12 protein-coding genes are annotated in these 13714 nt (G+C 63.2%); 4 read left to right on the top strand and 8 right to left on the bottom strand.

Features of this window, described 5'->3' with window-relative positions:
* Positions 1–87 precede the first annotated feature (87 nt).
* From BTW07_RS07295 to BTW07_RS07270, 5 genes are all read right to left on the bottom strand, one after another.
* Complete coding sequence (locus BTW07_RS07295) at positions 88–633, bottom strand: hypothetical protein (protein ID WP_075569516.1); 546 nt, start codon at positions 631–633, stop codon at positions 88–90.
* Positions 618–2213 carry a HAMP domain-containing sensor histidine kinase gene (locus tag BTW07_RS07290; RefSeq protein WP_244158324.1) on the bottom strand — a complete coding sequence of 532 codons (1596 nt, stop codon included), beginning with the start codon at positions 2211–2213 and terminating at the stop codon, positions 618–620. Before BTW07_RS07290 ends, BTW07_RS07295 begins: the two co-directional genes overlap by 16 nt.
* Positions 2214–3054: 841 nt before the next feature.
* A complete protein-coding gene (gene argA, locus BTW07_RS07280) occupies positions 3055–4365 on the bottom strand; it encodes an amino-acid N-acetyltransferase (RefSeq protein WP_075569513.1) in 1311 nt (436 codons plus the stop codon).
* 151 nt (positions 4366–4516) lie between these two features.
* Positions 4517–5785: an inorganic phosphate transporter gene (locus tag BTW07_RS07275; RefSeq protein WP_075569512.1), complete on the bottom strand. Its 1269-nt coding sequence runs from the start codon at positions 5783–5785 to the stop codon at positions 4517–4519.
* A gap of 55 nt (positions 5786–5840) precedes the next feature.
* On the bottom strand, positions 5841–6521 hold the full coding sequence (locus tag BTW07_RS07270) for a TIGR00153 family protein (protein WP_075569511.1): 681 nt from the start codon (positions 6519–6521) through the stop codon (positions 5841–5843).
* Positions 6522–6768: 247 nt separating this feature from the next.
* Here BTW07_RS07270 and BTW07_RS07265 point away from each other — a divergent pair, with 247 nt between their 5' ends.
* Positions 6769–7671, top strand: a complete 903-nt coding sequence (locus tag BTW07_RS07265; protein ID WP_075569510.1) for a CYTH domain-containing protein — start codon at positions 6769–6771, stop codon at positions 7669–7671.
* A 305-nt stretch (positions 7672–7976) separates the two neighbouring features.
* On the opposite strand, the gene BTW07_RS19825 is transcribed toward BTW07_RS07265, so the two are convergent.
* Positions 7977–8135 carry a hypothetical protein gene (locus tag BTW07_RS19825; RefSeq protein ID WP_158025871.1) on the bottom strand — a complete coding sequence of 53 codons (159 nt, stop codon included), beginning with the start codon at positions 8133–8135 and terminating at the stop codon, positions 7977–7979.
* Positions 8136–8279: 144 nt separating this feature from the next.
* Here BTW07_RS19825 and BTW07_RS07260 point away from each other — a divergent pair, with 144 nt between their 5' ends.
* From BTW07_RS07260 to BTW07_RS07250, 3 genes are all read left to right on the top strand, one after another.
* Complete coding sequence (locus BTW07_RS07260) at positions 8280–9176, top strand: ion transporter (protein ID WP_075569509.1); 897 nt, start codon at positions 8280–8282, stop codon at positions 9174–9176.
* A gap of 111 nt (positions 9177–9287) precedes the next feature.
* Entirely contained in the window at positions 9288–10955 is a 1668-nt protein-coding gene (locus BTW07_RS07255) for a methyl-accepting chemotaxis protein (protein WP_075569508.1), read from the top strand.
* A gap of 120 nt (positions 10956–11075) precedes the next feature.
* On the top strand, positions 11076–11864 hold the full coding sequence (locus BTW07_RS07250; RefSeq protein WP_425272025.1) for a 5'-nucleotidase, lipoprotein e(P4) family: 789 nt from the start codon (positions 11076–11078) through the stop codon (positions 11862–11864).
* Positions 11865–11952: 88 nt separating this feature from the next.
* Here the strand turns inward: BTW07_RS07250 and BTW07_RS07245 are convergent, their stop codons facing one another.
* Positions 11953–12573 (bottom strand): L-threonylcarbamoyladenylate synthase, encoded by a 621-nt coding sequence (locus BTW07_RS07245; RefSeq protein ID WP_075569507.1) that lies wholly within the window; start codon positions 12571–12573, stop codon positions 11953–11955.
* A 112-nt stretch (positions 12574–12685) separates the two neighbouring features.
* Positions 12686–13609 (bottom strand): PHP domain-containing protein, encoded by a 924-nt coding sequence (locus tag BTW07_RS07240; RefSeq protein ID WP_425272024.1) that lies wholly within the window; start codon positions 13607–13609, stop codon positions 12686–12688.
* Positions 13610–13714: the final 105 nt, after the last annotated feature.

Here is a 13714-nt window from a genome sequence, read left to right as displayed (position 1 = left end):
CTCTTTGTGACGCGGTCGTGCGATGCCGATACTGCACGAATCGCACGGATGGCTTGGTTGACGTGAGTGTAGGTCGCTGGGCGAGTGTCAGTCGCGGGCGTTGATGGTTCGTTCGATATCGGTCAGGGCTTCCAGCTTGTCCGACATCTCCTTGAGCTGTTGTTTCAGCTTCTCGTTTTCCTGCTTGAGCGCCTGCGTACCGTCGTGGCGACTGCCCTGCCCGCGGGCGCTATTGCCACGCTGGGCGTATAGCTGACGCCGCGCCTCCAGCTCGTTCAACCACTGCCGAAGCAGCGGCTGCAGCCGGGCCGGCGCCGAGTCGATCGACGCCTTGTACAGATTCGATGCCTTTTGCCATTCGCCGGGGCCATCCCAGGAGAGCACCACGGCGCGCACCGCCTTCTGATCCATACGACGCTGGCCGACGTCGGCCAGCATCTCTTCGCGCCACTCCGCATCGCCGCGCTGGGCCTGCAGGCCGAACGCGATCCAGGTGTCGACCAGGCATACATTGTCGGCGTAAGTCGGGATGTCGCCGCAACCGTAGGGAACGGATTCACGGGAGAGCGACTGGCAACCCGCCAGTGCCATCACGCCGACCAGCGCCAACGTCGTTCTTATCTGACTGACCATGTTTCTTTCCTTCCTTCACCTGCCAGGAGCGACTCGTCTGGCGCGGCTTCATTATCGTGTTGCGCTCTATCGTGTTGCGAACCGTGCGTCGCATCCTGTTGCGAACCGGGAGCCGCGCGATTGGCCCACGGCAGGGTAAGTCGAAAACAGACCGGGAGGTCGGCGTCATCCACCAGCACCAGCTCCCCATCCTGCAACCTGGCGCAGTCCGATGCCACGGAAAGGCCGATGCCCGACCCCTTCAACGGGCCCTTGCGCCGCGCGCTGCCCTGATAGAACGCTTCGAACAGGTGTTCACGATCGATTTCGGCGATGGGTTCGCCGCTGTTGGCGACGTCCAGCACCAGCCAGTCGCGCTGCTGTGCAACGCGGATGACCAGTTGACCGCCGTCGTCACCGTAGGCGATGGCATTCGAAACCAGGTTGTCCAGGATCCGCACCGTGCGCTCGCGATCCGCCTGCCACTGCAACGGGTGGTGCGGACTCTTGACCTGCATGCCCTTGTTGTCCAGCGCCAGCCGGTGCTTGGCCAGCACTTCCTGTATCACGGTAGCGACATCGAACGAGGCGACCTTCATTCGGCGACTGTTCTGCAGCAGGTTGTAATCCAGCAGTTGCTCGATCAGCGTCTGCAATTCCTGCCCGTTTTCGTCGATCAGCCTCACGACCTCGCTCTGACGCTCGTTGAGTTCACCGGCCACGCCGTCGGAGAGCAGCGAAGTCCCCTCCCGGACACTGGCGAGCGGCGTCTTCAGCTCATGCGACATGTGACGGAGAAACTGCTGCTTTTGCGCTTCCAGCTCCGACAGCCGATTCGAAAGCCAGGTGAGTCGATCGCCCAACTGGACCAGTTCCGCCGGGCCCTGAATGCGGGTCGGTACGTGATCGCAATCGCCACTACCCAGCCCGAAGATTCGCCGCTCGATCTGGCGAATCGGTCGCGTGATCAACCAGGTGAAGAACAGCATCAGGATCAGGCTGGCGGAAACCAGTGCGGCGGTCTGCATCCACAGCCTCGCCTTGACCGAGTTCGCCTGATCGCGGATATCCGCGATACGCGCATCGACCAGCGCATTGGTGGCGTTCCTTACCGCATCGGACTCGGTGGCGAACCCTGAAAACCGCGCCAGGAAGGCGTCCATGTCATCCACCGATGCCTGGGGCAGGCGCTGCAGCTCCTGAAAGCGCTGGTCCAGCGATTGAAAGTCGGGATTGTCGCGCATCAACGGTTCGTGCTGTTGCAGCAACTCCCCGAACTGCTGGACTTTCTGATCGTAGATATCCCGAAGTCCTTGTTCCTCGATCACGGCGTACTGGCGGGCGCTGCGCTCCATCTGCAGCGCCAGCGAGCTCAGCATTCGCGCCCGGCGTGTCTCTTCGACGGCTTCCCGAGCGCTCTGGTCGGCGAGCGTCGACAGCTGAGACAGCGCCTGGCCGGCCTGAAACATCAGCACCGCAATCGGCAGCATGACGACAACGAATGCCAGCAACACCAGTTGCAGTAGCGAGCGAGGACGCCAGCGTCGGGAGAACTCGGTGGTCATGAAAATCGCTCTATGCAGGATGCCCATTGGGGTCATGGATCGTTCCGCAAGGATAACATTATTATTGAATGCTCATTCAGGTCGAAGCGTCGAGCGCGCAGGGATATCAGCCTTACCCTGATCGACGGCCGCCTCCGGTCGTGCGCCGGGAATCCACTCAAAAAAAGAGGGCCGGCAGAGCCGGCCCAAGTACGCAGGGAACTGAAGGGTCGATAACGACCTTGAAACACTGCCTGAATCAGCTATTCGAGACCGCTCCCGCGGGCCAGATGGCCCCGAAGCCGATATTCGACTCAGCCATTCAGGGGCTATCGAATAGCGTGACGGCGAACCGCCTGCTTCGTTTCTGAATCAGCCGCCTGATCGATCGAAAGATCATTTCCGAACAATCCGGCGACCCATCGCAATGGATCCCCTCTCGCGAGGGGGAAGGCATCCTTGCCGGGGCATCCTTGCCCTAATGGTGCATTTCCTTGCCTGTTAAGGCCGCACCCGTCTCATCGCAACCTAAGTCACACATCGCGTGGAGCAGACGCTGTCGAATTCTGCCAGGCCCTGCACAGGGTAGTTAGGGGCACTGACCAGATCCGACGAGATAGCTTCAGAGAAACCATCTCGTTGCTCTCGCTGTAGGTAATAGCGAGACCTGTGCCAGGTTTTATTAAAACCTTAAGTATCAATATCTTAAATATGGTCGATTGATTCAGAAACGCTCCCTGCTCGGGAGTAGCGTGACAGGGTCATCAAAAAGGCCGAAAAACGTCGCCATTTCACGACGCCTTTCGGCCGAAATCCATTGAATCCTTATAAAACATAAAGTTACAGCGTCCCCGTTTGCCGACGCCATCGCTGAAATCCGGGGCTTTCGAGTGTCGCTTTACAGCGACTTCAGCAACACCTTTGAGCGACGGGCCTGGTTGTAGGTCTCGCGCTTGAGATCGGGAAGCGCCTCCGGCGAGGCGATGGAGAAGCCACGTTCGACGAACCAGTGCGTGGTATGGGTGGTCAGGGCAAAAAGCTGCGTGAGCCCCTGCCGGCGGGCACGCCGCTCTATCTCTTCGAGCAGAGTTTCCCCCCGCGCACCGCGGCGATAATCATCATGGACGGCCAGACAGGCGAGCTCGCCCATCCGGGCGTCGGCGTAACCGTGCAGCGCCGCGCAGCCGATCGCCATGCCATCGCGGTCGATCACGATGTAGTCCTCGATCTCGTGCTCCAGCCGCTCGCGGGTTCTCGCCACCAGCATGCCGCTGGCCTCGAGCGGCTTCAACAGCGCCAACAGGCCGCCGACGTCGTCCAGCACCGCCTGACGCAACTGCTCATAGTGGTTCTGGGTGATCATGGTGCCGATACCATCACGAGTGAACAGCTCGCCAAGGAGCGCATCGTGATCGTGCCAGGAGAGCAGATGGGTACGCCCGACGCCGTGACGAGCCGCCCCGCAGGCCGCACCCAGGTGTCGGGAGAGTTCGCTGCCGGGAGTCGCCCGTTCGCGAAGGGTGTCGGCTTCGTCAGGTGTCAGCTGGCGCTGCAGCTGGCCGCTGTCGTCATGCAGCCCGGCCGACTCGCCCAGCAGAATCAGCTTATCCGCCCTGAGCGACACCGCCACGTGCTGGGCGATTTCCGAGGCGTCGAGATCGAAGATCTCCCCGGTGCGTGAGTAGCCCAGCGGCGGCAGAATCACCAGGTTGCCGCCGGCGAGCAGGCTCTCGATGGCCTGGCTGCGCACGCGACGAACTTCCCCGCTGTGATCGAAATCCACCCCGCCGCGGACGCCCAGCGGCTTGGCCGTCACCAGATTGCCGGAAACCGCCGTCAGTTCGACGCCATGCAACGGCGTATTGGGCAATCCCAGCGACAGCTGGGCTTCGAGCTCGAGCCGCTGGATGGCGGCGATACGCTCGACGTGATCCATGATCTGGCGATCGGCGACCCAGCGCCCGCCAACCCGCATCGGCGTGATGCCGTCGGTCTCCAGCGCCGCGCCGACCTGCGGCCGGATGCCGTAAACCAGCACCACCCGGACACCGAGCGTGTGCAGCAGTGCCAGATCCTGCAATAGTTGGCCGCGTCGCGACGATGCCATCGCCTCGCCTTCGATCAGAATGACGAAAGTCTTGCCGCGGTGGGCATTGACGTAGGGCGATGAGTGACGAAACCAGTCGACGAAGGGGAAACGCGAGTCCAAGGGGTTGATGCTCCGGCAGTGGGCTGTGAGGCATGACCCGCGTGGGGCCTGCCTCAACTATACCAGAGCGGCTTGGGGCCGGTAGACCACGACCGGCATGCCCGGACTGGTGGACCTGCCCGTCGAGCCCGGGCCGGCGCGGAGCGATCCGTCAGCCGAACATGCCCTTGAACATGAAGAAGAAGGCGATGGAGAGGAGCGCGCCGGCCGGCAGCGTGATCAGCCAGGAGAGCACGATCGATCCGAGTACGCGCAGATTGAGCGCCGCCATGCCGCGGGCCAGGCCCACGCCGAGCACGGCGCCGACCAGCGTATGCGTGGTCGAGATCGGCAGGCCGGTACCGGAAGCCAGCACGACGGTGGAAGCGGCTGAGAGCGTCGCGGCGAACCCGCGGCTCGGGGTCAGTTCGGTGATCCCGGTACCCACGGTGGCAATGACCTTGTGGCCATAGGTGACAAGGCCGACCACGATCCCGCCGCCGCCGAGCACCAGCACCCACCACGGCATCGCCGCCGCGCCGGAAACACCGCCACCGTTCTCGACCACGCTGATCACGGCCGCCAGCGGACCGACCGCGTTGGCGACGTCGTTCGAGCCGTGGGCGAAGGCCATGGCGCAAGCCGTGAACATCATCAGTACGCCGAAGATACGCTCGACGCTGGAAAAGTCGTAATTGCTGCGGGCCCGCCGATCACCGCGGTTGATCCGGTTTTCCAGCAGCAGGCCGAACATCATGATCACCACGCCGAACGCCACCGCCAGCAGCAGACTCTCGCCGAAGGTCAGATGCAGCCCCACGTGGGACAGCCCCTTGACCAGTGTCACCATCGAGACGATGAAGCCGACCAGGAAGATGTAGCCCGGCACATAGCGCTTGGCGGCGGCGAAGGGATCGGGGCTGTCGAAGATCAGCACCTGCACCGAGCGGAACAGCATGAAAGCGAACACGCCGGCGATCAGCGGCGAGGTGATCCAGCTCAGCGCGATCGTACCCACCGATCCCCAGTTGACCGACTGGACGCCCAGCCCCGCCACCGCAAAGCCGACGATGGCGCCGACGATCGAGTGCGTGGTGGAAACCGGCCAGCCCTTGAACGAGGCGATCATCAGCCAGGAACCGGCCGCCAGCAGCGAAGCCAGCATGCCGTAGACCAGCATCTGTGGATCGTTCTCGAGCAGTGCAGGGTCGATGATGCCCTTGCGGATCGTTTCGGTGACCTGCCCCCCGGCCAGCCAGGCGCCGAGAAACTCGAAGATCACCGCAATGATGATCGCCTGCTTGATCGTGATTGCCTTGGAGCCGACCGAGGTTCCCATGGCGTTGGCGACATCGTTGGCACCAACTCCCCATGCCATGAAAAAGCCGAAGACACAGGCGAGAATGATGAAGACATCACCGTATTGCGCAATGATGGACATAGGCTCTGTTCGCTTGAGTGGCGTGACGAAGGCGTAGAATGGCGAAGACCCGCAATCAGCGGGCCGTCAGTATCTGCAGGCGGCTGCCCACGCGCTCGGCGCGGTCGGACAGTTCACCGATCCATTCGATGATTTTATAGAGGAAGATGACGTCGACCGGCGGCAGTTCCGCTTCGAGCTGGAACAGGCGACGACGAATGTCGATCTGCTGCTCGTCGGCCTTGTGCTCGAGATCATGCAGCTCCTTGATCAGTTCGTGCATGACATCGGAGACATTGCGACCGAAGCCCGATTCGAGTAGATCCTCGAGCTCCTCGAGCGCCTTGCGCGCCTGGTCGACGGTTTCGACGGCGGTGCGAAGATAATCGCGCATCGGCTCCGCGAGCGGTTCGGGGATGATCATGTTGCGGCCCAACATGATCCCGGTGATATCCCGAGCCTTGTTGGCGATCTTGTCCTGAACGCTGATCAGTTCCAGCAGGTCGGAGCGGGAGACCGGCAGAAACATGGTGTTGGGGAGGTTGAGGCGCAGCTGCGTCTTGAGCTCGTCCGCCTCGTGTTCGAGCCGGGTAATCGCTTCACGGTGCTTTTTCGCTTCATCCCAATCGCCACCCAGCGCGGCATCGAAGAAGGGCAGCAGCTGGCCGGCGCACTCGCTGGTCTTGACGATATGAGCCAGAAGCGGTTGGAACGGCGATCGTCCAAACAGCGCCGAGAACGGATTGGTACTCACCATAACGTGGCCTGGATGCGTTGGAAGTGGCGGCGCCAGTATAATGATTGCATCTGGATGCGTCATGAAAAATTCATGAAGGCGCCGCCGCCCGTGTTCGCGTTCGAAGCCGCATTCGAGATCGGGTTCGCCTCAGGTCCAATGCCCGGTTCCGGTCTACTGCACGGTTCCGGTTCAAGCAGCGATGCCGGACAACGTTCAAACCGGCACCTCATTCAGCGTTCAACCAACAGTCACCGCGGGAGCATGCATGAGCGACGAGATCGAACTCAAACTGGCGCTGGCGCCGGAAGGCCCTGCCCACCTGATCGATCACCCCCTGCTGCAGACAATGGCCTCGCGCACGGTCTCTCTAGGCAACCAGTATTACGACACCGCCGAGGGCATTCTGCAGTCGCGTCGCGTCGCATTGCGGGTTCGCCGGCAAGATGATCGGCGTTTGCAGACCTTGAAGAGCGCTGCCGAAAGCCAGGGAGGGCTGTCGAGCCGCGGCGAGTGGGAGTGGTCGATCGACAGCGCCGCGTGCAATGCCGCCGGTCTCGATCTGGGCGGGCTTCGTGAACTCGACCACCCCGCCCTTTCCGGACTGGACCTGGAAACGCTGCGTCCGGTATTCACCACCGATTTCGAGCGGCGGCTGTGGCGGTATCAGATCGAGGGCAGCGATATCGAAATTGCGCTGGACCAGGGCACCATTCACGTTGGCGATGCCAGCCTGCCGATCTGCGAGCTCGAGCTCGAGCTCAAGCACGGTCTTCCGGAGCAGCTGTGGGCACTGGCACAGCGCCTGTGCGAACCCTCGACATCAGGCGCCCCACCGCTGCCGGCGCGTCCGGCCAACCACAGCAAGGCCAGCCGCGCCGGCTGCCTGGGCAGCGGCTGGACCGCGCCCATCGTTATCGAGACGGCTTCGGTGGACGCGCTGATCGACGCCATCGACAACTGGCAGGACAGCCAGGACCCCGCCTGGCTCGCCACCGCCAGAGACCGTTGTGATCGACTCGTTCAGCAATGGAATGCCCGGCGGATTGCTCCGCACCGGGAGCATGACGAACGCATCGAGGCGGCCGAGCGAATTCTGGCGGACCTGGGTCGGGGCGTCGTTCCCTGGCGCGGACAGGACTGGCTGGCTCTCAGACATGACGCTGCTTAACGTCGGGACGTGGCAGCGCGACCCGACCCCCTGACGCGATAGGGCCAGGGGGGCAAAGTCCGCGACCAGCCGCTGTTCCGTGGTATCGGTCTGGGTGCCGGCCATGCGAATGGCCACGCCATCGCCATTGCGCTGGCACAACCCTGCTCATGTCAGGGCCCCTGACACCGACCCGGTCGCGAACGTCATTTCGAAGCGACAGCATTCGTCACTGCGATGCCGACAGCGGGTTTCCACCAGCTCGCCGGACTGCGCTTGCTCCTCGAGCACGCGCCCGCCCTGCTCGACGACCCGCAACTTGTCGTTTACCCGGCTACGCAGATGGGGTCGCGAATGCCAGCGCCGAGAGAGGCGTGAATGGCAGGCTGTCGACCGAGGAAGGCTTGCGCCGAATCGGCCATCGAGAAGAACATGGGGTCGTGTCGACGCGTCCAGTCGATGAACAGATCGGCATACAGCGTCATCAATATCCCGGGCTGACGGTCGATCGACCTCGGTGAACCCGAAGTGTCATTGTCGGCGGACGCGCCGAGAAATTGAACATCATATAAATGAATTATCGGACGCGCTTCATCGCGTAGCCGGCCACCAGGACAGGAACTCAATTGATGCAATCGGGCGGCTCATCGCTACGCAAACGGCTGTTTCAGATCATCTTCGAATCGGACACCCCGAAGGCCAAGGCCTTCGACATCGTACTGATCACGCTCATCCTGGTAAGCGTGGCGACCGTCTTCCTCGACAGCGTGCCGGGGCTTCATGAGCGCTTCGGCGAGATTTTCTACGTGGTGGAGTGGGGCTTCACGCTGATCTTCACGCTGGAGCTGGCCCTGAGGCTCTACTGTCTCGACCGGCCACTGCGTTATCTGCGCAGTTTCTACGGCATTCTCGATCTGCTGGCGATCCTCCCCACCTGGCTCGCTCTCTTTATACCCGGCGCACAATCGCTGCTGGTGGTTCGAGTCTTGCGGGTGCTGCGCGTGTTCCGGGTCCTGCGACTCATGGAGTTCGTCGGCGAGGGCCGCATGCTGGTGGAAGCGCTGCAGCGCAGCCAGCGCAAGATCCTGCTGTTCCTGACCACCATACTGCTGATCATCACGATCTTCGGCTCCGTCATCTATATGATCGAGCCGCCGGAGGCGGGTTTCACCAGCATGCCGCGGGCAATGTACTGGGCCGTCGTTACCCTGACGACGGTCGGCTACGGCGATATCGCCCCGGTAACGCCATTGGGGCAGTTCATCTCCGCGTTCATGATGATCCTGGGCTACTCGATCATCGCCGTACCCACCGGGGTCTTCTCCGCCGAGGTCATTCGTTCGATCCAGCGCGAGCGCTATTCCGAGGAAGCCTGCCCCGGCTGCGGCCGCGAAGGCCATGAACGAGATGCCAAGTACTGCCGGTTTTGCGGCTCCTGGCTCAACGAAGAGACGCAGGACCCGAATGCCCCCGACGACGACGAGACGGAAGCGGAACCTCCCGAGGCGCACGACAAGGGTGATTGATGTCGCAGGGCCACCGAAACGTTAACTTTTGTCATCAACCTGTGACATAAAGGCGACAAACTCCCATCCCACGATGCCATACCAGGCGGTTCGTCATCATCGGGAGTTGTCATGCAATCGCTTCGCCTCACGCTCCGCAGCGGCCTCGTGGCCATGCTGCTGCTGTTCGCGCTGCTGATGTCAGTCATCGGCGGCGGCAGCTACCTGGCCATGAAACAGGCGAGAAACGCCTTCGATTCGGTCTATGCCCTCAATGTCGTGCAGCTCGGGATGGCACGCGAACTCTATGCCGAACTGATGCAGACCCGGGTTCTGCTGGACAGCTATCAGACCGACTACAACCGCTTGCGAGTCAAGCCCGCCAGGAAGAGTTGGGCGCAGGCGCAGGCCACTTTCGCGAGTGCTAAGCAGCGCCTCGCGGAACTGCCCCCGGCAACCCCCGAGTCGCCCGGGGGCGATCTCGCCGATCGCTTCAGGGCGCTGATCGACGACGGCATCCAGCCCGGCTTCGATACGCTGAAGGCTTGGGATGTCTCGGCCTATCAAACCAGCGTCAAGCAGGCCAACGACCTGACCGCCGCGCTGGATGCGAGTCTTGCCGGCATGTCCTCCACCGCCAAAGCCAATGCGGTGTCGGGTGCGGCTGCCATGGGGCGTGACGTGCACCTCCTGCAGGTCGGGCTGACCACGGCGGCCGTGGTCACGCTGTCGTTGATCCTGTTGGCCTTCTTCATGTTCCAGCGCCATCTGTTGCGCCCGCTGGGCGAGGTGAGGCGACACTGCGCCGACATCGCCCAGGGCGACCTTAGCCAGCGCCTGTCGACCCGGGGCGTGAGGGAGATGCGGTTGCTCAAGTCCGGCGTCGACGCGATGCAGGCCTCGCTGCTGGAGCTGGTCTCGCAAGTGCAACGGGAGAGCCGGGCACTGCGTGGCGACGCGCTGGAGTTGACCGAAGCCAGCCATGCCCTGAACGACCAGAGCCGGCAGCAGGCCCAGGCGCTCCAGCAGACCACCGCCAGCATGGAAGAGATCACTGCCACCGTGGCGCATACGGCGGATCACGCCGACCAGGGACGGACGCTGTCGGAGGAGAACCGGCGCCGGATCGACGCCAGCGGAGACCAGATATCCACCGCGGTCACCGAGATCGAGGCGGCCCAGGCCCGCTCCGAATCGTCGCTGGAAGTGATCGGGATGATCGATTCGCTCTCTTTCCAGACCAACCTGCTGGCGCTGAATGCCTCGGTCGAGGCGGCACGGGCCGGGGCGCAGGGCCGCGGATTCGCCGTGGTTGCCGCCGAGGTTCGCGGTCTTTCGGCGCGCTCCGCCGAAGCCGCCAAGACCATCCGGGCACAGATCGAGGGGACGCACCTCCAGGTCAGGACAGGCGCCCAGGTCCTGAACCAGGCCAGGGAGACGATGGCCACCGCCGTGCAGTCCGGCCATCAGCTCGGCCAGTTGCTGGAGGGTATCGCTCTCTCCTGCCAGCAGCAGCGCGACGGCATCCATCAGATCGACCAGGCCATCAATGCCATCGACATCGCCACCCAGCGCAACGTCTCGCTGGCGGAACGCACGCTCAGGGCGACGCAGGATCTGGACGCCCGGGCGCAGCGCCAGCAGGAGCAATGCAACCAGTTCAGGCTGGAGACGCCAGTGCCGGAACCCGACGCCGGGATGCAGGAGACTGCCGAGCCGGATAGCATGGCTCTGGCCGACGACCGGCTCCGCTCCAGCGTGAGAAAGCACCATGAGGAGCACAAGGCGCTGCCGGTTTGAGAGCGGCATCGTCTCCCCCTGGAACCGATTGGTGATGCCCATGGGTGAGCGAAGCCGCTTTTCGGATACCACCTGCCATGCTTTCCGGCCACCGTGCCGACATCTCAAAGGGACGCTTCAATGAACAAGACCAGTGACACGACCAGCCCCAAGCACCGACTCTCGTGGGCGCTGACGACCGGCTTGATGCTGGGTATCGCTTCGACCTTCCAGGCCGCTGCCGCCGATGAAGCCTGCGCCCCCGAGGCCTACGCGATGGCCCTTCGCTATCAACAGCAGTCGGCCGAGGTCGATGCACTGCAGCGGCAGAGCTACGCCCTGGCCACGGCGAGATTGCAGCAGAAGATCGCCGCCCACCCCGAGGCGGACAACCTGGCGATCATGACCGACCTGGACGAGACCGTCATCGACAACTCGGCACTGCTCGTCCGCGACATGCAGGCCTGTCACGATTTCACCGGCTGGGATACCTGGAAGGTGTGGGAGCGCGAGGGACACCCGCGGCTGATTCCCGGCGCACGCAGGTTCCTGAATTACGCCGATGCCCAGGGAGTGACGATTTTCTACGTCTCCGACCGCTACCAGGAGAACAAGGCATCGACGCTCGCGACACTCCGCTCGCTGCATCTGCCCCAGGTCGACGACGCCCAGGTCCGGCTGTTGGGTCCCTCGAAGGGAGAGCGCCGCGCCGCCATCGAGCGCGATCACGAGCTGGTCCTGCAACTGGGTGATTCGCTGGCGGACTTCTCCAGCGATTTCCATCACGCCGACCTGAAGGACCAGCATCGGCTGGTGGCCGAGGACGATGCCCATTTCGGCGATGACTGGATCATGTTCCCCAACGCCAGCTACGGCAGTTGGAGCGATGCGGATCTCGAAGCGTGGTCGGCGCCACTGAAGACTCGCTAGCTTGGGAGGCGGGACGCCGCAGGTCCCGCCCTACCTCGTCATCAAGGCTCGAGCGCCGCTCGGCCGAGCCGTCCACGCAGTGGATGACTCAACGAAAGGCCGAAGAATCACCCCGCCCTTCGCGGACGATCACCGGCGGGATCTCGCGCAAATCGACCACGGTGGTCGGTTCGAGCTGACAGGCGCCGCCGTCGATGATCAACTCCAGATGCGCCCCGAAGCGCTCGCGGATCTCTTCCGCGTCGGTCATCGGCCAGGTTTCCCCTGCCGGGATCAGCGTCACGCTCATCAGCGGCTCACCGAGCGCGTCGAGCAAGGCGTGAGTGATGTTATGGTCCGGCACGCGGACGCCGATCGACCGCCGCTTGGGATGCAAAAGCAACCTCGGCACTTCGCTGGTCGCGCTGAGAATGAAAGTGTAGGCGCCGGGCGTGTGTGACTTGAGCAGCCGAAACACGCTGTTGTCGACCTTGGCATAGGTGCCAATCTCCGACAGATCGGAACACACCAGCGTGAAGTTGTGACGGTCATCGAGCTGGCGCAGCCATTTGATCTTCTCGACGGCCTTCTTTTCGCCCAGCCGACAGCCAAGGGCATAGCCGGAGTCGGTGGGATAGGCGATCACGCCGCCCTGACGCAGGATCTCGATGGCCTGGTCGATCAGACGCTTTTGCGGATTCTGCGAATGAATCTGGAAAAATTGGGTCATCACGCTCTCCTGACACCGCTTTTGAAACCCGTCCCGCCACGCAGGTCTGTGGTCGATCACGGATGATCTTGGCTTTCGACAACAACTGCTCTCAAGAATAACAGACGCGGCGCTACTCGCCGTCGGCGAAGCGTTGCAGGGCCGGATGACACCACACCGGTTTGACGCGGGAGCGCGGCGGCGGACTGATCGTCCCCGGCGACAAGGGGCCACCCGGATAGTGGAAATCGCTGCCGATCGAGCCATACAGCCCGTGGAAGTCGAGCTGCCGGGCCAGGTCATGGGTCGTATCCGGGTTCTGGTAACCGCTGACCAGTTCCGCCGCCTCGCCGCCGGCGTCGATGAACGCCGAGAACATCAGATCGCGCTTGCGCCGGGTCATGCCGTAACGCAGCGGATGGGCGACGACGGCGACGCCTTCGGCATCGCGAATCCAACCGACGACCGTCGCGAGCTCGGGCCAGTGCATCTTGACGTCGCCGCGCTTGCCGGCGCCGAGATAGCGTTTGAAGGCCGTCTTGACGTCCGGGACCACGCCGGCCGCAACCAGCGCCGCCGCGAAGTCGGGCCGCCCCAGTGGGCGCTCACTTCCGGCCGCCTGTCGCGCCCTGGCTAGCCCGTCGGCCAGCCCGACCTTTTCCAGGCGGTGAGCGATCTCGCGGGATCGCAGGTCGCGCGCGTTGGCCAGTATCTCCAGGCCCGCGTCGAGAGCGGAAGACGTGCCCTGAGGCAGCAGCGCCACGATGTGCAGACCGATCCCTCGCCATTGGCAGGAGAGCTCGGCGGCCGCCATCAGGTTGATGCCGTGATGGCGACATCGCTGCCGCGCCTCCTCGATCCCGTCGATCGTATCGTGATCGGTCAGCGCGACGTGGGTCATCCCGCGGGCATGGCAAAGATCCGCCAGCTCGGCGGGCGAGAGCTTGCCGTCGGAGGCCGTGGAGTGCAGGTGTAGATCGACGCCCCGAATGCCGTCGAGCGTGTCGGCCAGCTTCATCGGGTGGATTTCGAGATCATCGGTGGGAAAAACGCTCATGGGCATGACGCCAGCCAGCGTCTTTGTCAGAATAGATCGACTATGGTGACGGGCGCGACGGGCCGGGTCAAACGTCTGCGTCGTCACCACTCGCCGGAGGCCTAG

It is taken from the genome of Salinicola socius, assembly GCF_001937195.1.
Taxonomy (GTDB): Bacteria; Pseudomonadota; Gammaproteobacteria; order Pseudomonadales; family Halomonadaceae; genus Salinicola; species Salinicola socius.
Note: the sequence above shows the minus strand (reverse complement) of the source record. Positions and strands in the feature narration are given on the sequence as shown.

Excerpts from the sequence above, each read along its gene's own strand:
- BTW07_RS07295 (WP_075569516.1), bottom strand. The coding sequence starts at position 633 with ATGGTCAGTCAGATAAGAACGACGTTGGCGCTGGTCGGCGTGATGGCA.
- BTW07_RS07245 (WP_075569507.1), bottom strand. The coding sequence starts at position 12,573 with ATGACCCAATTTTTCCAGATTCATTCGCAGAATCCGCAAAAGCGTCTG.
- BTW07_RS07250 (WP_425272025.1), top strand. The coding sequence starts at position 11,076 with ATGAACAAGACCAGTGACACGACCAGCCCCAAGCACCGACTCTCGTGG.
- BTW07_RS07255 (WP_075569508.1), top strand. The coding sequence starts at position 9,288 with ATGCAATCGCTTCGCCTCACGCTCCGCAGCGGCCTCGTGGCCATGCTG.
- BTW07_RS07270 (WP_075569511.1), bottom strand. The coding sequence starts at position 6,521 with ATGGTGAGTACCAATCCGTTCTCGGCGCTGTTTGGACGATCGCCGTTC.
- BTW07_RS07260 (WP_075569509.1), top strand. The coding sequence starts at position 8,280 with ATGCAATCGGGCGGCTCATCGCTACGCAAACGGCTGTTTCAGATCATC.
- BTW07_RS07240 (WP_425272024.1), bottom strand. The coding sequence starts at position 13,609 with ATGAGCGTTTTTCCCACCGATGATCTCGAAATCCACCCGATGAAGCTG.
- BTW07_RS07275 (WP_075569512.1), bottom strand. The coding sequence starts at position 5,785 with ATGTCCATCATTGCGCAATACGGTGATGTCTTCATCATTCTCGCCTGT.
- BTW07_RS19825 (WP_158025871.1), bottom strand. The coding sequence starts at position 8,135 with ATGACGCTGTATGCCGATCTGTTCATCGACTGGACGCGTCGACACGAC.
- BTW07_RS07290 (WP_244158324.1), bottom strand. The coding sequence starts at position 2,213 with ATGACCCCAATGGGCATCCTGCATAGAGCGATTTTCATGACCACCGAG.
- BTW07_RS07265 (WP_075569510.1), top strand. The coding sequence starts at position 6,769 with ATGAGCGACGAGATCGAACTCAAACTGGCGCTGGCGCCGGAAGGCCCT.